Annotated in this window: 21 protein-coding genes; 8 read left to right on the forward strand and 13 right to left on the reverse strand. The window is 53.5% G+C overall.

The window, feature by feature from the left end; translation table 11 throughout:
- Nucleotides 1-5 precede the first annotated feature (5 nt).
- A complete protein-coding gene (locus LQR33_RS15465) occupies nucleotides 6-704 on the reverse strand; it encodes a glutamine amidotransferase (RefSeq protein WP_221668683.1) in 699 nt (232 codons plus the stop codon).
- Between the two features lie 176 nt (nucleotides 705-880).
- The gene (rpsT, locus tag LQR33_RS15470; RefSeq protein ID WP_011137294.1) at nucleotides 881-1,144 is read right to left on the reverse strand and encodes a 30S ribosomal protein S20; all 264 of its coding nucleotides are present in this window, start codon (nucleotides 1,142-1,144) and stop codon (nucleotides 881-883) included.
- Between the two features lie 131 nt (nucleotides 1,145-1,275).
- Between rpsT and murJ the strand changes: the two genes are divergently transcribed.
- Nucleotides 1,276-2,811: a murein biosynthesis integral membrane protein MurJ gene (gene murJ, locus LQR33_RS15475; RefSeq protein ID WP_231469602.1), complete on the forward strand. Its 1,536-nt coding sequence runs from the start codon at nucleotides 1,276-1,278 to the stop codon at nucleotides 2,809-2,811.
- Between the two features lie 46 nt (nucleotides 2,812-2,857).
- Nucleotides 2,858-3,691 (forward strand): NADPH-dependent 7-cyano-7-deazaguanine reductase QueF, encoded by an 834-nt coding sequence (queF, locus tag LQR33_RS15480; protein ID WP_231469604.1) that lies wholly within the window; start codon nucleotides 2,858-2,860, stop codon nucleotides 3,689-3,691.
- Between the two features lie 66 nt (nucleotides 3,692-3,757).
- On the opposite strand, the gene LQR33_RS15485 is transcribed toward queF, so the two are convergent.
- Nucleotides 3,758-4,435, reverse strand: a complete 678-nt coding sequence (locus LQR33_RS15485; RefSeq protein ID WP_021478771.1) for a pseudouridine synthase — start codon at nucleotides 4,433-4,435, stop codon at nucleotides 3,758-3,760.
- A 150-nt stretch (nucleotides 4,436-4,585) separates the two neighbouring features.
- Between LQR33_RS15485 and LQR33_RS15490 the strand changes: the two genes are divergently transcribed.
- Together LQR33_RS15490 and LQR33_RS15495 are read left to right on the forward strand one after the other, a co-directional pair.
- A complete protein-coding gene (locus LQR33_RS15490; RefSeq protein ID WP_231469606.1) occupies nucleotides 4,586-5,293 on the forward strand; it encodes an alanyl-tRNA editing protein in 708 nt (235 codons plus the stop codon).
- Complete coding sequence (locus LQR33_RS15495) at nucleotides 5,290-5,982, forward strand: MOSC domain-containing protein (RefSeq protein ID WP_231469608.1); 693 nt, start codon at nucleotides 5,290-5,292, stop codon at nucleotides 5,980-5,982. The genes LQR33_RS15490 and LQR33_RS15495 overlap by 4 nt, the downstream gene beginning before the upstream one ends.
- Nucleotides 5,983-6,036: 54 nt before the next feature.
- Here LQR33_RS15495 and dtpA read toward each other — a convergent pair whose 3' ends face one another.
- Both dtpA and LQR33_RS15505 read right to left on the reverse strand, forming a co-directional pair.
- On the reverse strand, nucleotides 6,037-7,524 hold the full coding sequence (dtpA, locus tag LQR33_RS15500; protein WP_166439698.1) for a dipeptide/tripeptide permease DtpA: 1,488 nt from the start codon (nucleotides 7,522-7,524) through the stop codon (nucleotides 6,037-6,039).
- A gap of 435 nt (nucleotides 7,525-7,959) precedes the next feature.
- On the reverse strand, nucleotides 7,960-8,877 hold the full coding sequence (locus LQR33_RS15505; protein WP_166439699.1) for a LysR family transcriptional regulator: 918 nt from the start codon (nucleotides 8,875-8,877) through the stop codon (nucleotides 7,960-7,962).
- A gap of 121 nt (nucleotides 8,878-8,998) precedes the next feature.
- On the opposite strand from LQR33_RS15505, the gene lysA reads away from it, so the two are divergent.
- Nucleotides 8,999-10,225: a diaminopimelate decarboxylase gene (gene lysA / locus LQR33_RS15510; RefSeq protein ID WP_231469610.1), complete on the forward strand. Its 1,227-nt coding sequence runs from the start codon at nucleotides 8,999-9,001 to the stop codon at nucleotides 10,223-10,225.
- Nucleotides 10,226-10,300: 75 nt separating this feature from the next.
- Here lysA and LQR33_RS15515 read toward each other — a convergent pair whose 3' ends face one another.
- A complete protein-coding gene (locus tag LQR33_RS15515) occupies nucleotides 10,301-10,615 on the reverse strand; it encodes a BON domain-containing protein (protein ID WP_166439701.1) in 315 nt (104 codons plus the stop codon).
- Between the two features lie 200 nt (nucleotides 10,616-10,815).
- Between LQR33_RS15515 and mltA the strand changes: the two genes are divergently transcribed.
- Nucleotides 10,816-12,075, forward strand: coding sequence for a murein transglycosylase A (gene mltA, locus LQR33_RS15520; RefSeq protein ID WP_231177345.1), 1,260 nt, complete (start codon nucleotides 10,816-10,818; stop codon nucleotides 12,073-12,075).
- Nucleotides 12,076-12,129: 54 nt separating this feature from the next.
- Here the strand turns inward: mltA and LQR33_RS15525 are convergent, their stop codons facing one another.
- The gene (locus LQR33_RS15525) at nucleotides 12,130-12,387 is read right to left on the reverse strand and encodes a hypothetical protein (protein ID WP_166439703.1); all 258 of its coding nucleotides are present in this window, start codon (nucleotides 12,385-12,387) and stop codon (nucleotides 12,130-12,132) included.
- A gap of 714 nt (nucleotides 12,388-13,101) precedes the next feature.
- Here LQR33_RS15525 and LQR33_RS15530 point away from each other — a divergent pair.
- Together LQR33_RS15530 and LQR33_RS15535 are read left to right on the forward strand one after the other, a co-directional pair.
- Nucleotides 13,102-13,257 carry a hypothetical protein gene (locus LQR33_RS15530; RefSeq protein ID WP_166439704.1) on the forward strand — a complete coding sequence of 52 codons (156 nt, stop codon included), beginning with the start codon at nucleotides 13,102-13,104 and terminating at the stop codon, nucleotides 13,255-13,257.
- Nucleotides 13,258-14,138: 881 nt separating this feature from the next.
- On the forward strand, nucleotides 14,139-14,753 hold the full coding sequence (locus LQR33_RS15535) for a response regulator transcription factor (protein WP_166439705.1): 615 nt from the start codon (nucleotides 14,139-14,141) through the stop codon (nucleotides 14,751-14,753).
- A gap of 855 nt (nucleotides 14,754-15,608) precedes the next feature.
- On the opposite strand, the gene LQR33_RS15540 is transcribed toward LQR33_RS15535, so the two are convergent.
- From LQR33_RS15540 to LQR33_RS15565, 6 genes are all read right to left on the reverse strand, one after another.
- Entirely contained in the window at nucleotides 15,609-16,559 is a 951-nt protein-coding gene (locus LQR33_RS15540) for an acyltransferase domain-containing protein (RefSeq protein WP_166439706.1), read from the reverse strand.
- Nucleotides 16,556-17,425 carry a hypothetical protein gene (locus tag LQR33_RS15545; RefSeq protein WP_221668691.1) on the reverse strand — a complete coding sequence of 290 codons (870 nt, stop codon included), beginning with the start codon at nucleotides 17,423-17,425 and terminating at the stop codon, nucleotides 16,556-16,558. The genes LQR33_RS15540 and LQR33_RS15545 overlap by 4 nt, the downstream gene beginning before the upstream one ends.
- The gene (locus LQR33_RS15550) at nucleotides 17,413-18,231 is read right to left on the reverse strand and encodes an acyl carrier protein (protein ID WP_231177349.1); all 819 of its coding nucleotides are present in this window, start codon (nucleotides 18,229-18,231) and stop codon (nucleotides 17,413-17,415) included. Before LQR33_RS15550 ends, LQR33_RS15545 begins: the two co-directional genes overlap by 13 nt.
- Nucleotides 18,232-18,233: 2 nt before the next feature.
- Nucleotides 18,234-18,473 (reverse strand): hypothetical protein, encoded by a 240-nt coding sequence (locus tag LQR33_RS15555; RefSeq protein WP_221669131.1) that lies wholly within the window; start codon nucleotides 18,471-18,473, stop codon nucleotides 18,234-18,236.
- 58 nt (nucleotides 18,474-18,531) lie between these two features.
- Complete coding sequence (locus tag LQR33_RS15560; protein ID WP_269326265.1) at nucleotides 18,532-19,908, reverse strand: MFS transporter; 1,377 nt, start codon at nucleotides 19,906-19,908, stop codon at nucleotides 18,532-18,534.
- Nucleotides 19,909-20,133: 225 nt separating this feature from the next.
- Nucleotides 20,134-22,527: a beta-ketoacyl synthase N-terminal-like domain-containing protein gene (locus LQR33_RS15565; RefSeq protein ID WP_231469614.1), complete on the reverse strand. Its 2,394-nt coding sequence runs from the start codon at nucleotides 22,525-22,527 to the stop codon at nucleotides 20,134-20,136.
- Nucleotides 22,528-22,535 lie beyond the last annotated feature (8 nt).

Genomic DNA, 22,535 nt, shown 5'->3' on the forward strand with positions numbered 1-22,535 from the left:
TCTGGTCAGGCGCGGACGCCGCTCAGCCAGCGGGTGAGCATCTGGGCGGCCAGCGCGGGCAAGGCGTCGCCGTGCCGCCGGTTCTGCTCGCGCAGCTCGCGCGGATCGATGCCGGCCGCCGCCAGCTCGCCGCTGTGGCCGATCAGCCAGCGTTCCAGCTGCTCCGGCTCCACTTCCGGATGAAATTGCAAACCGAGGGCGTAATCCTCGATGGCGAAAGCCTGGTGCGGGCACAGCTCGCTGCTCGCCAGGCTCTGCGCGCCGTCGGGAATGGCAAACTGGTCGCCATGCCAGTGCAGCACCTGCGCATCTGCCAACGGCGCCAGCGGCGACTCCAGCCCGGAATCGGTCAGACGCAGCGGCGCGTAGCCGATCTCCTTATGCCCCATCGGCGCCACCCGCGCGCCCAGCGCGCTCGCCATCAATTGCGCTCCCAGACAGATGCCCAAGGTCGGCCGGCGCCGCCTCAGCCGCCGCTCCAGCAGCAGCCGCTCTTGCTGGAGAAACGGATACAGATCGTCGTCGCCGACGCCTATCGGACCGCCCAGCACCACCAGCAGGTCGGCCTGCTCCAGAGCCGGACTGTCCAGCCGGTCTACGCCGGCCTCGCGGTATTCGATGCGGTAGCCGCGCATTTCCAGCTGGCGGCGCAAGGACCCGAGATCCTCGAACGCGACATGGCGAATCGCAATGGCGGTTTTCATCGGCGGCGCTCCCGTTTCTGCGTGCGGATTCATCGAGTATGCATAAGCCCCTTGCCCTTGTCGACGCGGGAAAGGACAACGCCCCCGCCGCATCGCTGCGACGGGGGCGCGGATACACAAAAGGCCCCGCTATTGCGGAGCCTCTGCGTATTCTTGCAGCCTGGGCTGTCGATCGATTAGGCCATGGCCTTGATCTGAGCGGACAGACGGCTCTTGTGACGAGCAGCCTTGTTCTTGTGGAACACGCCCTTGTCAGCAATGCGGTCGATCACTTTTTCCGAAGCCTGGAACACCACGCGAGCGGCGGCCTTGTCGCCGGCTTCAATTGCCTTGAGCACTTTCTTCACTGCGGTACGGAACGCAGTACGCAGGCTGGCGTTATGCGCGCGCTGCTTAAGGGCTGTGCGTGCACGCTTGCGAGCTTGTGCGCTGTTAGCCATGAATCTTTCTCCTGATAGCGGAATCTGAAACCCGCGATTCTAAGCCCTAAACTCAGGTTTTGCAACAATAAACCCGCCAGCGTAAACTAGCGGGCTTGCTCAATCCGTCCAGTATCGGCCGTCAAACCAAAATGAACCTGCTCAAGGCCCTGGCTGCAGTCAGCAGCATGACCATGGTGTCCCGCGTCCTCGGCCTGGTGCGCGACACCCTGGTCGCCCGCATCTTCGGCGCCGGCATGGCCGCCGACGCCTTCAACGCCGCCTTCAAGATTCCCAACATGCTGCGCCGGCTGTTCGCCGAAGGCGCGTTCTCGCAGGCTTTCGTGCCCATCCTCGGCGAGTACAAGCAGAACAAGACCCATGAGGAAACGCGCGAGTTCGTCGCCAAGGTCACCGGCGTGCTGGGCTCGGTGCTGCTGCTGGTGACGGCGATAGGCATGCTGGCCGCGCCGGCCATCATGTGGATCTCGGCGCCCGGCTTCTACCGCGAGCCGGCCAAGGCCGCGCTGTTCGCCGACATCCTGCGCGTGTCTTTCCCTTATATATTCTTCATCTCGCTGTCGTCGATGACCGGCAGCATTCTGAACAGCTGGGGCAAGTTTTCGATCCCGGCCTTCACACCCACCTTTCTGAACCTCAGCTTCATCGTGTTCGCGCTGTGCTTCACCCATTACTTCCATCCGCCGATCATGGCGATGGCGTGGGCGGTGTTTGTCGGCGGCCTGATCCAGCTGGTGTGGCAGCTGCCCTTCCTGAAGCAGGTCGGCATGCTGGCCCGCCCTATCCTCGCCTTCCGCGATCCGGAAGTGTGGAGGGTGATCAAGCAGATGGGGCCGGCGATCTTCGGAGTTTCGGTGGCGCAGATCTCGCTGCTGATCAACTCCACCTTCGCCTCCTTCCTGCCCACCGGCAGCGTGTCGTGGATGTATTACGCCGACCGGCTGATGGAATTCCCGTCCGGCGTGCTGGGCGTGGCGCTCGGCACCATCCTGCTGCCGTCCTTGTCCAAGCACGCGGCCAGCAAGTCCGACGCCGAGTTCAGCGTGCTGCTGGATTGGGGCATCCGGCTGTCGCTGCTGCTGGCGGTGCCGGCTACCGTCGGACTGGGCCTGCTGTCCGGCCCGCTGCTGTACACTATGTTCATGTACGGCAAGTTCAGCGCCCACGACGCGCTGATGTCGCAGCAGGCGGTGATCGCCTATTCCTTCGGCCTGCTTGGGCTGATCCTGGTCAAGGTGCTGGCGCCGGGCTTTTACGCGCGCCAGGACATCAAGACGCCGGTGCGCATCGCGGTGACCACCTTGCTCATCACCCAAGTCATGAACCTGGCCTTCGTGTTTCCGCTGAAGCACGCCGGCCTGGCGCTGTCGATCGGCCTCGCTTCCTGCATCAACGCCGGCCTGTTGATGTACACGCTGCAAAAGCGCGGCATCTACCGGCCCGAGGCCGGCTGGAAATCCTTCCTCGCCAAGCTCATCGTCGCCATCGCGGCGATGGCGGCCGCGCTGCTGGCCTGCCTGCAGTGGCTGCCGATAGACTGGCACGGCCACGCCTGGCAGCGCGCGCTGTGGCTGCTGCTGCTGGTCGGCGTCGGCGCGACGGTCTACTTCGCCGCCTTGTTCGCGCAGGGCTTCCGTCCGCGCCAGTTCATGCGCCGCGAGCATTGAGCCGCCGGCCTATGATTCATCAGCATTCGGTTAGAAAGTCGCAACCATGAGCCATCTCACCCCCGAACATTCGCCGCTGGGCAAGACCGTCAGTTACCAGGACCAGTACGATCCCTCTCTGCTGTTCCCGATCGCGCGCCAGGCCAAGCGCGACGAGATCGGCGTGGACGAAGCCGCGCTGCCGTTTGCCGGCGTCGACATCTGGACCGGCTTCGAGCTGTCCTGGCTCAACGCCCGCGGCAAGCCGCAGGTGGGCATCGCCACCTTCCGCATCCCGGCGGCCAGCCCCAGGCTGATCGAGTCCAAGTCGTTCAAGCTCTACCTGAACAGCTACAACCAGACGCGGATGGACAGCGTCGACGCCCTCTCAGCCCAACTGGCGCGCGACCTGTCCGCCGCCGCCGGCGCGGAGGTTTCGGTTTCCATCGCGCTGCCGCAGGCCTTCGCCGCCGAACAGGTACGCGAGCTGGCAGGCGAGTACATCGACGAGCTGGACATCGAGGTCGACAACTACGCGCCCTGCCCCGAAGTTCTCAAGGCCGACGCCGCAGACATCGTCAGCGAAACCTTGTGCAGCAATCTGTTGAAATCCAACTGCCTGGTCACCGGCCAGCCGGACTGGGGCAGCGTGTCCATCCGCTACACCGGGCCGAAGATAGACCGAGAAGCTCTGCTGAGATATCTGATCGGCTTCCGCCAGCACAACGAATTCCACGAGCAATGCGTGGAGCGCATCTTCGTCGACGTGCTGCGCGCCTGCGCGCCGCAAAAGCTGACCGTCTACGCCCGCTACACCCGCCGCGGCGGCCTGGACATCAATCCGTGGCGCAGCAATGCGGACACCCCGCCGACAGACAACGCCCGCGCCGCGCGGCAGTAAGCGGCCCGGCCGGCCAAAACAAAAGGGATGCCGAAGAGCATCCCTTTTTGCGGACCAGGCCCGGCCTCAGAACGGCGCCGGCGCCTCGAATTCCATTTCCTCGAAGGTGACCGGATGGCGCAACACCAGCCGCGACGCGTGCAGCAACAGGCGGTCGGCCTTGGCCTGCGCCTCCGGCGGCGCGTAGATGTCGTCGCCGAGGATGGGGTGGCCGGATTCCAGGTGCAGCATGTGCATGCGCAGCTGGTGGGCGCGGCCGGTTTGCGGATCCAATTCCATCCGGCTGATGTTGCGGCCGGTGTCGCGCAGAATCACCCGGTAATGGGTGATGGCTTCCTTGCCCTCGTCGAAATCCACCTTCTGCCGCGGCCGGTTCGGCCAATCGATGATCAGCGGCAGGTCCACCGTGCCGCTATTGCTTTCCACGATGCCGTCCACCACCGCGATATAGCGCTTCTTCACCTTGCGGTCCATGAAGGCGATGGACAGCGCGCGCTGCATCTCCGGGCCGCGGCCCATCACCACCAGGCCGGAGGTATCCATGTCCAGACGGTGCACGGTCAGCGCGTCCGGGTAAACCTTCTGCGCGCGGCTGATCAGGCAATCGGCCTTGTCCTCGCCCCGCCCCGGCACCGACAACAGGCCGCTGGGCTTGTCCAGCACCAGCAGGCAGCTGTCGGCGTAGATCACGGAAAGGCCGGTGTCCGGCGGCGGATTGTAGTGTTCCAGATTGTGTCTTTGCATGGCTAACGGCTTTAAAAATCGATTGGCGGCGATTATCGGCGTTAAAGCCTTGCGCCACAAGCTGTTACCGTCTTTTCTCCGCGGCGCTGTCACTTGAAATCCCGCCCGGCAGCCGTCACCCTGTCCAGACAAGACGACAAAGGACGCATCATGACGGAACGATTCTATCAAGACCCCTACCAGACCCGCCTGGCCACCCGCGTGCTAAGCCACGACGACGCCGGCCTGACGCTGGAAGACACGCTGTGCTATCCGCTGGGCGGCGGCCAGCCCGGCGACAGCGCCACCCTGACGCTGGCCGACGGCGCGACGCTGCGCATCGCAGACACCCGCCGCGACCGCGAGACCCGCGCCATCCTGCACCAGACCGAGAGCGATGCCCGCCTCGCGCCGGGAACCGAGGTGACGCTGGAGCTGGACTGGGATCGCCGCTACCGCCACATGCGCATCCACACCTGTCTGCATTTGCTGGGCGTGGTGATCAAGGCCGGCGTCACCGGCGGCAACATGACCGCGGAATCCGGCCGGCTGGACTTCGCGCTGCCGGAAGGCATGGAGCTGGACAAGGAGCATATCGAGGCCGAGCTGAACCGGCTGGTGGCCGCCGACCTGCCCCTCGCGGTGAAAATGACCAGCGGCGAAGCGCTGAAGGCGCAGCCTGAACTGATCCGCACCATGTCGGTGACGCCGCCCTTGCATCTGCCGGAGATCCGGCTGATCGAGGTGGAGGGCGTGGATCTGCAGCCCTGCGGCGGCACCCATGTCACGCGCACCGGCGAAGTGGGCCGGGTCCGGGTGAAAAAGATAGAAAGCAAGGGCGCGCGCAACAAGCGGGTGGTGGTGGAGTTGGCGGAATGAGCCGGGAAACCGTCATCGGCAGCGTGCTGGCGGTATTGACCGGCAAAGCCGTCCCCTTCGTCCGCCCCGGCGCGGTCAGCGCCATCGCCAAGCAGCCGCTGGCTGGACGCGCTCCCCTGGGCGCGCTGGGCCTGGCTGGCGACGAGCAAGGCGATCCCCGCTACCACGGCGGCCCGCACAAGGCGGTGCATCTGTACGCCTTCGAGCATTACGCCCGCTGGCGCGACGAAATCGGCCCGCGTCCGGCGCTAGGGCACCCCGGCGGATTCGGCGAAAACCTCAGCACGCTAGGCATCGACGAGGCCACGCTGTGCCTGGGCGACCAGCTGGCTATCGGCTCCACGGTGCTGGAGATTTCCCAGGGCCGCCAACCTTGCTGGAAGCTCAATCACCGTTTCGAGCAACGCGACATGGCCAAACGCTTGCAGGACAGCGGCCGCACCGGCTGGTACTGCCGGGTGCTGCGCGAGGGCGATGTCGGCGCCGGCGACGACATCCGCCTGCTAACGCGCCCGCATCCCGAATGGACGCTGGCGCGGCTGGCCGACGTCTTCTACCGCCGCGGCTTGGAACGGGAGCTGCTGCTGGAGATCGCCCGGCTGCCGCTGGTGGAGTCCTGGCGACAGCTGATCGAGAAAAGGCTGGAAAGCGGACAACTGGAAGACTGGAGCCGCCGGCTGGACGGCTAGGCAAGCAAAACGGGGGCCGATTCGGCCCCCGTTGCTATTTGGCGGATGCCGCGCTCAGCGGGCGTCCAGCGCCATTTCGTGCTCCGGATGCTCCGGCTTCTCGTCCAGCGTCATCCGGTGCAGCCACGGCGCGATGATGATGGTCACGATCGCGATCGCGCCGGTCACCACGCCGATCTGGGTGAACACGCGGCTATAGATCTCCAGCGTGGCCAGCGGGCTGGTGACGTTGTCCGGCGCGGCGGTCAGGCCCGCCACCCAGCCGGCGATCACCGACGACGCGGCCGAAGTCAGGAACCAGGCGCCCATGATGAAGCCCATCAGACGCTGCGGCACCAGTTGCGCCACCATCGCCAGGCCCAGGCCGGAGATCAGCAGCTCGCCCACGCTCTGCAGCAGATAGCTCAGCACCATCCAGTTGGAGGACACCAGGCCCTGGGCGTTGGCGTACTTGGCGCCCAGCGGCAGCACCAGGAAGGCGCCGGCGCACAGCACCATGCCGATCGCGAACTTGTGCGGCATCGGCAGGCGGTTGCCCAGCTTGTTGTAGCAGAGAGCGAGCAGCGGACTGGCCAGCATGATCCAGAACGGATTCAGCGACTGGAACTGCTCCGGCTGCACCGGGATGCCGAACAGCGTGTGCTCGGTGTTGTGGATGGCGAAGAAGTTCAGCGACAACGGCATCTGGTTGTACAGCACGAAGAATACCGTCGCCTGCAGCATCAGGATGGCGGCCACGATCATCTTCTTGCGCTCCGCGCCCTTCAGCAGCAGCGTTTCCTTGACGTACAAGCCCACCACCCCGATGGACAGCACCGCCAGCACCACGTTGGCGATGATCTCGTGCTTCAACAGCAGCGCGGCGGCGGCGCAGGCGACCACCACGCCGGCCAGCACCGCCAGCCAGGTGGACAGCTTGGGCGTGCGGAAATCGGCGTCGGAACCGTATTCCTTCACCCAACCTTGCATCAGGATGAAGTTGGCGACGGTGATCAGCATGCCCACCACCGACAGCGCGAAGGCATGGGCGTAGCCGAACTTGTCGGCCAGCCACGGCGTGGCCAGCATCGACAGCAGCGAGCCGATGTTGATCGCCATGTAGTACATGGTGAACGCGCCGTCCAGGCGAGGATCGTTCTCCTCGTAGCACTTGGACAGCAGCGACGACGGGTTGGCCTTGAACAAGCCGTTGCCCACCGCGATGGTGCCCATGCCGAGGTACAGCAGGCCGATGTGGTCGGCCGACGCGGTGACCATCGCGTAACCTGCGGTCAACACCAGCGCGCCCAGCAGAATGGTGCGCTTGGTGCCCAGCACCTTGTCGCCCAGCCAGCCGCCGACGGCGATCAGGCCGTACACCAGCGCGATGAAGGACGAAAACAGAGTGAAGGAGTCGGCCTCGCGCAGGCCCAGGGCCTTCACCAGGTAGACGGCCAGGATGCCCTGCAGGCCGTAGAAGCCGAAACGCTCCCAGAATTCGATCGAGAAGATCAGGTAAAACGGCTTGGGCTGGCGCAAGGGATTGAGCGCAGACGACGTCATTATGGGTTCCTTGTAATCAGAACTGCCGCGGACCCGGGAAAAAATCCTGCGTGGCGGAATGACGGAAAGACAGACACTCGCGGCGCCGGCCATCGCCAGTCACGCCAGGGTGAGACAGACAGTGGTCACTACTGAAAAATAAGGCAAACTCTTGCCATCATTCGAAAAAGCACGACAAATAGCGCTTTTGCTCCATGAAAGATAGCGCTCAGGAACTATTGATGAACGAAGTAGTCGGACCTGTCAATGCAAGCGGAGGAAATCAGGCGCAAATACCCGCATGGCAAGGACGGGATTCGAGAATGCGACAGTATTTTACAAATCAGAATGCTGCCAAATCGATTATTAAAAGAATAAATACAATCCAATGTCATTAATAGGCAATATAATTGCTTTTATATCAAACCAACATCCATTCGCCGCCAACTTCAGCCCTCATCCGCACAAAGCCGCCAGCCTGCTGTCCAGCTCGCTACCCCGCCGGCGCAAGGCATCCACAAAACGCAGCGGCAACGGCGACGCCGGACGGAACTGCGGCAATACCAGCTGCACCGAAAACGGAATCGCCTCGGCCAGCGGCCTCACCGCCACCCCTCGTCCCGCCTCGGCCAGCGCCGTCAGCGGATTGACGATGGCCACGCCCAGGCCCAGCCTCACCATCTCGCACACCGAAGCCGCGCTGTGGCTGGACAGCTGCAGCCGCCGCGCCACGCCTTCGCGCGCGAACCAGGCATCCACCTGCTGCCGGTAACTGTCGCTGGCCGCCAGGCTGATGAAGGACAGGCCGACGAAATCGCGCGCCTCCAGCCGGCGTTTTTCCGCCAACGGATGCCCCTCCGGCAGCACGCACAACTCGTCCCCCTGCCATAGGGGCTGCGCCAGGCAACCGGCCGGCGCCTGCTGCTGCTCGGTCAGCCCCAGATCGAAACGCTGGGCCGCCAACCACTCCTCCAGCCACGGCGACTCCTGCGGGCTGATATCCACCCCCACGTCGGGAAAATCGGCGACAAAGTCGGCGCAGGCCGCCGGCAACAAGGCCTGCGCGAACACCGGCAGGCAGGCGATGGCCAGCTGGCCGCCGGCGAACTGGCGGATGGCATCCGCGCTGGCGACGATGCGCTCCAAGCCGACAAAGCTGCGCTCCACTTCGGCAAACAATTGCAGCGCCTGCTGGGTGGGCCGCAACCGGCCGTGGCCGCGCTCGAACAGAGCCAAGCCCAATAGCTGCTCGCAACGCGCCAGCTCGCGGCTGACCGTAGGCTGCGAAGTATGCAGCAGCCGCGCGGCGCCGCTGACGCTGCCGCTGGTCATCACCGCCCGGAATACTTCGACGTGGCGCAGATTGATCGACATCGCCGCTCCCCCTTCTGAATCCAATCCATATCATAAATGAAAGGATTGGCAACAAATTGCTATTTTATTTTTGCATCAAGCCGGTGGATCATCGAATGAAATCTCAACCGGAATGCCCGCCATGCACGCCTTCGACCACCGCCAACTCGCCGATATCGCCCGCCAATACGGCACCCCACTATGGATCTACGATGCCGGGGCCATCCGCCAGCGCATCGCTCAGCTGAAGGCCTTCGACACCATACGCTATGCGCAGAAGGCCAACTCCAACACCCACATCCTGCGGCTGATGCGCGCCGAGGGCGTGAAGGTCGACGCGGTTTCGTTGGGCGAGATCGAGCGCGCGTTGGCCGCCGGCTACGGCGGCGGCGAGGACGCCGACATCGTGTTCACCGCCGACGTACTGGACCGGCCGACGCTAGCCAGAGTGGTGGCCGAGCGCATCCCGGTCAACGCCGGCTCCATCGACATGCTCCGCCAGCTGGGCGAAGCCGCGCCCGGCCATCCGGTATGGTTGCGCATCAATCCCGGCTTCGGCCACGGCCACAGCCAGAAAACCAACACCGGCGGCGAAAACAGCAAGCACGGCATCTGGCACGGCGACCTGGACGAAGCGCTGCAGGCCATCCGCCAGTTCAAGCTGCGGCTGGTCGGGGTACACATGCACATCGGCTCCGGCGTCGACTACGGCCACCTGGAACAGGTGTGCGGCGCCATGGTGGACCTGGTGGCGAAGCTGGACTGCGATATCGAGGCCATCTCCGCCGGCGGCGGCCTGTCCATCCCCTACCGCGACGGCGAGCCGCGCATCGACACCGGGCATTATTTCCAATTATGGGACGCCGCGCGGCAGAGGATCGCCGAACGCCTCGGCCACCCGGTGCGGCTGGAAATCGAGCCTGGCCGCTTCCTGGTGGCGGAATCCGGCGCGCTGCTCGCCGAAGTGCGCGCGGTGAAGAATATGGGGAGCCGCCGCTTCGCGCTGGTGGACGCCGGCTTCAACGACCTGATGCGGCCCTCGCTGTACGGCAGCTACCACCACATCACCGTGCTAGACGCCGACGGCAATGAGAAAACCGGAGCCGTCGACACCGTGGTGGCCGGGCCGCTGTGCGAATCTGGCGATGTATTCACCCAACAGGAAGGCGGCACCGTGGAAACCCGGCCGCTGCCGCCGGCAACGGTCGGCGACCTGATGGTATTCCACGATGCCGGCGCTTACGGTGCCTCGATGTCGTCCAACTACAACAGTCGGCCGCTGCTGGCCGAGGTGCTGATGGATGGCGGCGAACCCAAGCTGATCCGCCGTCGGCAGACCATGGCCGAGCTGCTGGCGCTGGAAGCCTGAGCAGCCCAACGCAGAACGCAAAAAAGCCGGACCTAGTCCGGCTTTTTCGCACATTCCGTCAACCCAAGGCCGGAATCAGCCCTTCTGTTCCATCTTGTTGATGACGAACTTGACGCCCGGCACCTTCTCGGCCGCCTGGCCGGCCTGGAACATCTGCTGATCGTCGGTCATCGTGCCCTCGATCGTCACTTCGCCCTTCTTGCTCGACACCTTCAGGTCCAACGGCTTCAATGCCGGCTCGGCGTCCAGCGCCTGCTTGACGCTGGCGGCCAGTTGCTCGTCGGTCGGCGCGGCGACGGCCGCGTCATCGGCGTAAACGGCGTGGGTGGCGAAAGCGCCGGAGCAGGCCAGAGCGGCCAACAGCAGGGAACGGCTTGCGATTCGTTTCATCGTTTTCTCCAAATTTCTCGCGACGATGGCCGTTCGGCATCCGCGCCGACGACCATATCCATGGGACCCGTCCATGTTAACGATGAAACTTTTCGGTTTTGTTTCAGCTCCATGACTTCACATCTGACCGGCATCACGCCGGGTCGTCCATCAGGTTACAATCCAGACCATCTACCACGGGAAGGCCATCGGCCCCAAGCATGAAGCAGACACTGTTCAAGAAAAGCTGGCCGCTATGGCTGGCCTTGCTGGCGCTGGCCGGCTGCACCACCACCCCGTCCGTCACGCCAGGACGTCCCGCGCCCGCCATCCCTTCCGGCGCCGACAGCGCCAGCCCGGCCGCCCTTCCCGCCTGGAACGACCAGGCCGTAGGCGATACGATCCAAGGCCTGCGCCAAAGCTGCCGGACCCTGCAGAAGAAACCAGCCTGGAGCGGCGTCTGCCGCGAGGCCGGCGCGCTGGCGGAAAACGACGCCGACGCCGCTCGCCGCTTCTTCGAAAACCGATTCACCGCCTGGAGGCTGCGCGACGGCAGCCGCGACAGCGGCCTGATCACCGGTTACTACGAGCCGCTGCTCAACGGCAGCCTCAACCGCTCCGAACGCACGCCGTGGCCGATCTACGGCGCGCCGCGCGACATGGTCAGCGTCGACGTCCCGATGAGCCAGCGCAATCGCGGCGTGCTGCGCGCCAAACAGACCGGCCCCGGCCGGCTGGCGCTGGCAGCAGGCGGCAATATCGAAATCAACCCGGCCGACTTCCCAGCCGACCCGCGCGGCATCCGCATGAAGGGCAGACTGTCCGGCTCCCGCCTGCTGCCCTACTTCACCCGCGGCCAGATCAACCAGGGCAGCATCGCCGGCAGCGCGCCGGTGATCGCCTGGGTAGAAGACCCGGTGGAGCTGTTCTTCCTGCAGGTGCAGGGTTCCGGCCGTATCCAGCTAGACGACGGCAGCTTCCTGCACGTCGGCTTCGCCGACCAGAACGGCTATCCCTACCAGTCGATAGGCAAATGGCTGGTGGACAAGGGAGAAATGACGCTGGGGCAGGCATCGATGCAGGGGATCAAGGATTGGCTGGCGAAAAACCCACAGCGACGTGACGAACTGCTAGCGGTCAACCAGAGCTACATTTTCTTCAAGCAATTGCCCGGCGACAACGGCGGGCCGATCGGCGCGCTGGGCGTGCCGCTGACCGGCGGCTACAGCATCGCGGTGGACCCGCGCTACATCCCGCTGGGTGCGCCGGTCTACTTGTCCACCACCTGGCCCCACTCCAGCGAGCCGCTGACCCGGCTGGTGCATGCCCAGGATACCGGCAGCGCGATCAAGGGCGCGCTGCGCGCCGACCTGTTCTGGGGCTACGGCACCGAGGCCGGCATGTACGCCGGCCGGATGAAGCAACAAGGCAGCCTGTGGCTGCTGCTGCCCAAGGGCGTGTCGCCCGGCGCCGCGTTATAGCGCGGGCATTGTCTAACGGAGCCTCAGCGCTCCGTTTTTTGTTTTCAATCGGACTCAGGCTGCCAGCGCTCGCGCGCGGCGCCGGCTGGCAGCGACAACAGACGACACAAACGCTGCCGGCGCGGCTTCGCCATTCTCCCGCTCCTCATCGCCGCGCAGGGCGGCTTCCAACGCCCGGCTGGCCAGGAATAGCGCGCGCACCACTTCCGGCTGCCGGAGAACGGCGTGTTGTGACAATAGCTCGCCACTGAGCGGGTCCACTCCAATGGCGAGGGCTTCCACTATGCTGCGGGCTTCGGCTGGCGACATCATGCAGGCTCCTCGGACTAATAGGACGACAATCCAGGCCGCGAATATCAGCGGCTGGACCCTGCATAGGATCGGCATTCCAGGCGGAAAGCGCACCTGTCTGTTCAGCCACCTAGAGAATGAGCGGCCCGCGCCTGATACCTGCGCCTCTGCCCATCGTCTAGCGAAGTCGCCGCACAACCAGTTGCTATCGGTGAATTCCTGATGCCATTTAAGCGTTGCCTTGGTGTCCCTCAACGGAAAACCCGCAGCATCAACCGCGTCACACAGCAACGGCCCTCCACCATTCGCGCCAAGGCTCATCCGACTTTGCACGCCATCCTGGAGCAACACCGCATCAGCCGCAGACGCGCCCCCCGCAGCCAGAAACTCCTCCACGCCGCGACGATCATGCCTGGGTTAAGCGCCCACATTGGCGCTACGAATGACCTGGCCCCGCGAATCGCGGTCCTTTTGGCTCGAACTACCTTAGTAATCGAAGCGGCACCATCTGCTTCGCCCGGTCACGACGAACCAGGACGACTAGACCCCAGCCGACGGACAGCTACTGCAGCTTCCCGAGACGTACCATTCCAGCCACTATGCTAAGCGACTTGCATCCTGCAGGCCGTCAATAGCGCAAACCGCAGCCATCTGCGCCGACTACACGCCACCAATAGATCCCACACCCCAAAAAAGAACGCTCCAAACGCGCCATGACACTCTCCCAGACCGAATGTGAATTCGGTCGCAAGCCTGGCAGGTTTTATGCAATGGATGAAGAAAATAGCCACCAAACAAAGCAAGCCGCTCACCCAAAGAAATGGTGCACTGGAGGCTATTTGCGAGAAAAAGACAAAACAAAATGTGCAACAAAATCAATCAAGTGATTGATTTTAAAAGAAATATAGCAAAAGACACTTTCAGCATGTCAACAAATGAACACGCTAGCAAAACTAGATTCAAAAAATATCGACACGACGCTCGCAATGACATGCAAATTTCCATATGATAGAAAATATGCAAACTACGACAAACCTCACGGGATGCAAGAATTAGTGATAAACCAAACCATCTCATGCCAGCCGTCAGCCGGACAAGTTGGTGCATCCCATGCCGTTTTACCACTAGCGTCAGAGATTCTCAGCAACCAACGCGGGTGACAAACACAAATCAAGAAACACTTCCCGAGCTCAGTTTCCCATCTTTCACACCCAATGGGTACCAATAACTGGGCCAAGCTTTACAGGTAATTTAAACAAGAAAGCTCAAATGCCTGTTCTGCAGATGAGGTTTGGCGCAAAACTGCTGTTAGCCATGTCAAGACTCACAGAGACAATTACAAGAGGCCAACTCGGACGATTGCCTGCACAAGCAGTGCAGCGTATCAAGCAAAGACTGCGTCCCGTGTGGATGAGCTAACACCAAGAGCGTGGAAAATGCTACTTCACAGCCCTCGCCTTTACATCATGCTGCAATTTTTGTATCGGACCTCGTTCTAAACATGTAGATGCGTTCAAATTTGGGCGCTAAGCGCGCAAGCTTCGAATCAGAGTAATTATCATAAAACGCTTTACTCTATTTGATGCGCGTGACAAACAGCGACTATGTCATAGCCCTTTCCAAGATAAATGGAAATTCATTCATTAGCTGACTTATACAACAAATTCAACTTGCCTCACAAAACTGAACGGCCTTGCTTCATTTTTACCACGCAACAGAAAATTGGGAGCAATTTTAAATTGCTAGCTTAACTTTATAATGTGGAGGTGTTAATGCACTGCAACCTTGAAGAAAAGCATGTCCTGATTATCGAAAATCACCCGGTTTTTGCGTTTGCGATTAAATTTCATCTATCCAAAATGGATAGCAAAATTAACGTCACGATTTGCAGTTGTGCAGAGACCGCACGCGAAGAATTCTTACGCCACGTCAACTGGTTTCGCGTTTTTGTTGACCTTGATGTTCCTAAGGCCTATGGCTTGTCCCTGGTACGATATTTTGCACAACAAGGCGCACATGAGCGCTGCGTCATAGTAACAGGTGCCACCAATCCAGATTGGATTGCCGCAGCAAAAGAGATGGGCATACTTGGCTATATCGCAAAAACAACACCATATACAGACTTCATGTCAGCGCTGCGCGATGTTGTCGATGGCCACAAGGCCTTTCCTTCTGGAAATTGCGCGAGGATGCCATCAGGAATTACACGACGCCAATATGACGTTCTATGCCTTCTTCAACGTGGATATTCTTCCAAACAGATTGCTGAGCAACTCAAACTCAATAGTGGAACCATTAATAATCATGTCGCCAGCTTGCTGCGAACATTAAATGTATCCAGCCGGACACATGCTGTCGCCAAGGCAATGGAACTAGGCTATATATAGTGAAATCAATCACATTCAATCCACAATGGCCATGGTCGCATCAACTGTCCAATACTTTGACGGCACACTTGCCTAATAAAAAATCTCCGCGAGGCTCGAAGCTAATCGTCAGAGCCGGAACTCTCTGCCCATCCACTAGCAATGAACAACAAAATCGATTAATTCATGCAGATCAATAAAATTGATTATGGTAAAACTGAACAGAAGTCAATTTTTATTTTCACCACCGGCACACGCGCTGAGATAGCACAGTCCCGCCACGGAAATGGCTTACTTACAGGTCTTATCATTTAAGTATTACTTACAACGGCAGAACCAAAGATCATTCCTGCTTAGACAAATCCTCTAAGGCGTTGCCCTAGTCACGCATCAGGACCAGGCACCGGCTAACAACAGAAGAGCTAACATGTGGCCATTATCAACTCAAAAGACAATCACTTGTTCATCCGAACTGCCTACCTTCTTCATACAGCCACAAGCCAAGTTCGCACTTCCCAACACCAACGCTAGCATTTCGATGTCGAAAGTCTGATTGATAACCAAGCTTCTCAGCCTAATATTTTCTCCATGAGGTCTTTCAATGGCAAGACTTCCAATACTATTATGCAGTCAAACTTGCTTCGCCAGTCATACCAAACCAGGCCATACTAGAGATAGGATACTGACAACAGCGCACTGCGACAGCGAAACCATCTACCACCACCTTTAAGAATCGAAATGATTCATGTCCGACAATCACACTTCTAGATTAGAATCTCTTTGAGTCTCATATCAATTTATATTTAACATTCCCAGCAGGCCACAGTAACATTCCCAGTAACTATGCTGCATTTTGAGAAACATCTATCAATTCGGTCATCTACAGTGCTTAATCACATTTTCAAGATTTTTTGATGCCCTCCTCTGCTGGTTAAGAATTGTATAAATTTCTGACTTGGAAGATTTGGGTAGAACATATTTCAAATTTGTCGCCATCATACCAGAAGGACCTATATCTATATAACACGCTGCCATTTCTTTTTCAGCCTTCGCAATAGTATCCGAAAAGAGCAAAGGTCTTCTAACAGCATTCCAAAAATCAGACATTCCAATAGTCAGCAACTCATCTGTTCTTGCACAACAAATCAAAGGAATCGATGGCTTATTAGATAAAAAATTTAAATCCATTCTCATAAACTCATTTTTCAAATGATCCATCCAATGTGAGTGATAAGCTCTAGAAACCGGCAAACGGTGAAAAGCAGCCCCTATGTCATTTAAATAATTCTCAACATCCATCAAATCACATAACTGCAAAGAAATAGCAAAACTCAACCCATCATCTCGTGAAGCTAAGACAGTCTTCTCTTTCAACATAGAACTTCTGTAATACATTGTTGGATCAGCTAACACTATAATCATACATCCTTCATCACAACGCCTATTTAATAACGACATCATAGAGTATATGGTATCCAACGCCTGGCTCGAATCAAGGCATCTTGAAATCACACTTGATATAAATATCCCCAGGCTTGACGCAATGATTTTAGTTGGTTGTACACCATATTTCTCAAGCGTAGATACAAGCGCATATTCTATTATATAAATTCCCAAACTTGATAAAATTGGATCACTAAAAATTTCTGAGCCATCCCGTTTATCATCATAGATAATATCCACAATGGAAATGCCAAAGCGGTTTTCAATGATTAAACCTACCGTATTAATTTTCTCATAGAAGTATTCATTTTCATTATAAAGATCCACTCCCATTTGAAAATATTGGGATCCCTGCCCAGAAGCCATAAATATAACAGGCTTCATACTCCACCTCTTTTAGACCTTATCGTCACCCAAATCGCAATAAAAACCACCAGTACCATGGATACACTATATAGAGGGATTGGATCCACCAGCCAAATAGAGCACATCCAAAAAAAACTCAAAATTGACGATATCACAATGCTTTGCACAACACCTATTGCTATATAAACAAACCAACAAATTAAAAAACCAGATATAACAACACCAGAAAACCAAATTATGTCTTTCGCTGGAGAAAGTTTCACACTTTCTCCAGCCTCTGCCCTAGCTTTAATTCCCATTAAAAGCCTTCTTTCCATAATAAAATGAAAAGGAATTTCTAAGTAACTTGAAATACTCATCCAAATATTTTTTTTATTAGCAACTTCCTGACTTCTAACAATCAAACGGGTTTGCTCATCAGATATACTCTTCAACAAAAATGTTCCCCACTTATCAAGCACAATACTTTCCTCTGGCTTAACATAAAGAACTTTAAAGCTGTATGGAACAATGCTATGTTTTTCATTGATTGACCCACGAACCAAGTCTCCTACCTTTATTTCTTTAAACTCGGGGGTAATAGCATTCTGATAACGAGTTTCATATCCAAGCGCTTCTTCAATAAAGGAATAGCTATAAAACCCTCCTCTATCTGCCCCAAGTTGTATCAACCACTTCCACACTTCAGCTTTCGAAGTGTTAATTGTTATAGCTCTGGTCGCAGTAACCAGTAAATCTTTATTATCGCCAGCCATTGGCATGGAAATTTCTTTTTCTGTTGCCCCCCACGTTGTAATACTAGGTCTCACAAAAAAACCATATATCGACAACTGAAACAAAGCAATAAAAATAACGATCAATATAGATTTAGCTAAATTAAGCATGTCAGCTTTTCCATTATTCCAGTCTTATTATCAACGTGCCTGCTCTCACCCAAAACCATATGCCAGTCAATATCGACTCCGAGCGACCAAAGGCCAGCAATTTTTTTCAATCCATTATCACAAATACTATCTCGTAAAAATTTTTTTGCATTGTTACATGAAGAAAAAATATCAATATTGCCAACCACTTCATTTAAATTTTCGGCATAAATATAGTTACTACTTTGTTCAGCAATAAAATAGTTAATTTCCTCCAACAATTCTTTACGATCATTAGCAATAATTGCCAAACGAGCCTTGCCGGGTCTACATAAGGAAATAAACTCAAACTCCAAAGCTTTAATTAAGTTTGGGTCATCCGAGGAATTATTTAAAAAATCGACAACACCATGCAGGATTTTCTTCAGTTGCCCATTGTCACTTGCAGAAAAAAATATTAGACGAGGTCGATCAGCAAAGACATCAGAAACAACAATCGGATAGTCACTAACATTTTCATAAGCCGATTTAATTGATTGCAAACTTATCCTTGCAGTATCAATCTCTATTCGAAACCGATCATACAAATCGCTAGCAACATCGCGAACATTTTTATGACCATACACGGTCACAGGTGAAAGCTTCAATTTAAAAAAATTATTTATCATGGACACAATATTCGTGACCATAATAGAATCCAAACCAAACTGACTAAGTGGTGAGTCTAAATAAAGAGTTTGCGATTCCTTATTCAATGTTTTCTTTACAATAAAGAGAATTTGCTCCAAAAAAATATCATAGCCAGTTCTTTTTTTTAATTGTTCCATATTTATTTCCCGGCCTTTATATTTGCAATTAATTTCTTCAAAACAGTCCCAGGTCCAATCTCTTCAAATTTTACATCGCCGATGGATTTTAAATAACGAATCGAAGCCAACCATTGCACAGAACTTGATAACTGCTTTCTAAGATTTAAAATAATCTCACTATCCTTATAAGGCCTAGCTGATAGCCCCTGCCCCATTCCAATATTCTGTGAGCCTTGCCCAGGGAAGACATATACCTTCATACATGCTCCTAAATAATGTTGTGTCAAGCCTTATTTATTAAAATCAATTTCTCAAACACTAATTTTTTACTAGTCCCATATTTTTAAATTTTGGAAAACCAACGATAGGAAAAAGTAGCAAAAAGATAGCCAATAGATATGCCAATATCCCGACGTATAATGTGTAACGTATTCCATGCATGAAATTTGTTGTACTGGCAATAATACTGCCAAAAACGCCAACGCCGATTAAACTACCTAGTTGTCTGCTGGCATTAAAAGCTCCTGAAGCCAAACCAACGGAATCACATGTTATAGAGTGCATAGTAATACTCGTTAATGCTGGCATCGCAGTTGAAATACCAAACCCTAAAAACATCAACGGCAAAATAAAATAATAGTAATCAGAGAAATTATCTATCACGAACAACAAACTAATGAATCCCAATGCCGCCAAACATAGCCCCACAAGAGCTGTCCTTGTAGCGTTGATGCTGCTAATCAGTCTTCCAGAAAAAAAAGCTGCCAATGGCATGACCAGTGTTAAAGGCGTTAAAGATAAGCCTGTTTCTAACACACCATAACCACGTACCTGTTGAAAATATAAAGGCAGGATAAAAAATTCTCCATAAACTCCAAAATTCAGCAACAATCCATTTACAATACCTATACTAAAACCATTCACTTTAAAAAACTTTAGCGGCAACATGGGATTTTTACAGCGAGACTCTACAAAAATAAACAGTAATGTTGAGAAAACAAAGAGTAAAAAACCTATCAGCACCAATGGATTTTTCCAACCAAGATGGCCTAGTTCTATAATTACCAAAGCAAGTGAAGTAATGCTGAGGATGGCAAAAATTTGCCCTAGCCAATCGAAATATTTACGCTTAGATATAGATTGAATATTTTGTTTAAAATTGCCCGAGGTTAACAGCAAGCAAAGAATAGCAATCGGTACATTAACGAAGAATACGGCTCTCCAGCCCAATGAGCTGGTCAAGATAGCTCCCGCCATAGGGCCAATGGCAGCAGCAATGCCGCCGATTGCAGCCCAGATGCCAATCGCTTTGGAGCGAGCAGTATGCTCATCAAAGCCCATATGAATCAACGCTAGCGAACTTGGTACTATAAGTGCAGCAGCAATGCCCTGAAAAACGCGGAATATCGTCAGTAGCGTAGGAGAGCTAACTAATCCACAAAACAATGAGGTTATCGCAAAAGATGCAATACCTAAACGAAACAAGTGTTTACTATTAAATTGATCGCTTAAATAGCCCGCACTTAATAAAAGACCTGCAAAACTCAGGGTATAACCGTCAACAATCCATTGTAGCCAAGAAACACTCGTATGCAACTGTGTAGCTAACGTAGGTAAGGCAACATTAACGATGGTGACATCCATGATAACCATGAAAAAACCAAGGCATAACGCAATTAGTGTTATTGATTTCATGTCATGTATATTCGAAGTGGCAGAGAGAGGATAAAATGCATTTCTATTATGTCAAACCACAAGTTAGTTGAATATATGCAAAATATCATGGTTTATTTAATACAAGGCAATATTAAACTCTACTAATACTTCTTTTGCGACTATGGAAAATCATTCACAACGACCAGCTATTCGGTGGATGCTTTTCATAGTCGATAGGATAAAATATTTAAATAACCATATATATCAGAACTTACCATACCATTTAGAAAATAAATTTTTATCCTCATTGGTATTCAATTTATTTACATCAAGCGCTCCGGACACAAGTTGATCAAATTTTTTATTTATCCAGTAATCACTTTCGCTAAACTGATGTTTCGCGAGGGGGGCACGTTTCACATCTGCACGGTCATTTAAATACTCCTCCAATATTATGTGCGCATTCACCCCACTCAATCCAAATGAACTTATACCTGCCCGACGTGGCAATGATGCACCGAATTTATCTTTAATCATATTCCATCGTTGGTTTTCTCGAACGACAAAAAATGGGCTTTCATCTAAATTGAGATCTGGATTAATCGAATCACAATGAATAGTTTTCACTAACATCTCATTTTTCATTTGATAAACAACTTTGATGAGGCTAGCCATTCCAGAGGCCAACTCTGTATGTCCAATATTTGATTTTACAGATCCAATAGCACAATTTTTTGTGCTCTGACCAGAAGCTTTCTCATAACCCAATGTTCTAAATGCTGATTTTAACCCCTCAATTTCAACCGCATCACCTAGTTCAGTCCCCGTACCGTGAGTTTCTATATAATTGACCGTATTAATATCTATCCCAGCGCGTTTGTAAACACTTTCCAACAAAGCAGCTTGAGCTTTTGGGTTAGGAGCGGTAAGGAAATTCCCCCTACCATTATGATTTACCCCGCTCCCTCGAATAACCGCATAAATTTGATCATTATCTTTTTCTGCTATGCTCAAGCGTTTTAAGACAATAACGCCAATTCCCTCAGCACGGACAAATCCATCAGCATTGGATGAAAATGGCTTACATTTACCCTCATTGCTCAACAAACCTGCTTTATTCAAGCTCGCATGCCCATATGGCGTTACTATCAAATTAACACCACCAACAATAGCAATATCACAGACGCCATTATTAATCTCATTAATTGCCCGATGAATGGCAACCAAAGAACTAGCACAAGCCGTCTCAACCGGCTCGCTCGGTCCATGTAAGTCGAAGAAGAAACTAACTCGATTTGCACCCACCGAAGGCATATATCCTGTCAAAAATTTTGCATCTAATTCTCTCCCAGAGTTTGCGACAATGGCATCATAGCCATTATTCCCAATAGCTACGAACACCCCTGCATTGATATTACTCAATGTCTTGCAATTATATCCTGCATCTTCAATAGCCTTATACGCGTAAGTCAACAGCAAGCGTTGCTGCGGATCCATGATTTCAGCTTCATTATCAGAAAGGCCGAAAAATCCCGGGTCAAATTTTTGTAGTCCTTCAATGAATCCACCCCACATTATATTTTTTTCCTCTGGAGCTTCATCAATATAAGCCATCCAACCTTTACGCTCATACGGAACTCCAGATATACAGTCTTTTCCTAATAGCAGGTTGTCCCAATACTCCTCAAGATCATTGGATTTTGGAAACTTTCCACTCATACCGATAATTGCGACCGACTCATTTCCTTTATTAGCGTTAGGATTAAAATCAATTCCAACAGAAGTAATACTAATATTCTCTTCAACCACACCTAACTCATCAAGCAATTCAATTGCACTATAAAATTTACAAAGCTCTTTATGATACTCTTCATGCATATAACTGGTTAACGCACCAATCGTCAAATTTGAGAACAATTGGGCAGGCGTAATCTGAAAATTAAAATGATTTGATATACCTCTAGCACACTTAACTAAACTAACTGAGTCAAGACCGAAATCTGATAGGTTAGTATTAACATCCAATTTTTCAAGCGGTACTTTTAATATTTGGTGAGCAATTTTTATTAAATCATTTTCTGTTTTTTTCCGCAGATTCAATTCATCAATACTCCTCGATTCCGATGAGAGTTCCTTATAACCACCTGATGAGTGATTCTGAATTGAAAAAGACTCCGTACAATTTGGCCAGTACCGTTCTCTCTCAAAAGAATAAGAAGGCAAGCTTATTTTATTTGGCATGACACCACTATACAAAAACATCCAATTTAGCTTATTACCAGAAATCCAATGCTCAACAATTTTTACCAAATTCCCCTGAGAATGCCAATCCTTAATAATATCTTTATGAACTTCTTTCATTTTCTCACGATTTTTATTTTCCTGTATTTCACCAATAAAAATATCGTCTAAAAATTCAAGCTTGCCATTATCATTCAGAATAATATTAAGCTTTTTAATAAGCTCTGGTACTGTTTCAACAATAAATGCCATTCTAAATTTCATGGCATCGCGGCCAACTTGTAACGTATATGCAATATTTTCTATACTAGTTTTGTCAGATAAATTTTCGTCATCGCTAAGAAAATGAAACAAATTAAAGGCATTTCGTTTAAGCGCAGCAGTAGACTTTGCAGAAAAGGGAATAATATATTTCATATCAAAAC

Source organism: Chromobacterium piscinae (genome assembly GCF_021129175.1).
Taxonomy (GTDB): Bacteria; Pseudomonadota; Gammaproteobacteria; order Burkholderiales; family Chromobacteriaceae; genus Chromobacterium; species Chromobacterium piscinae.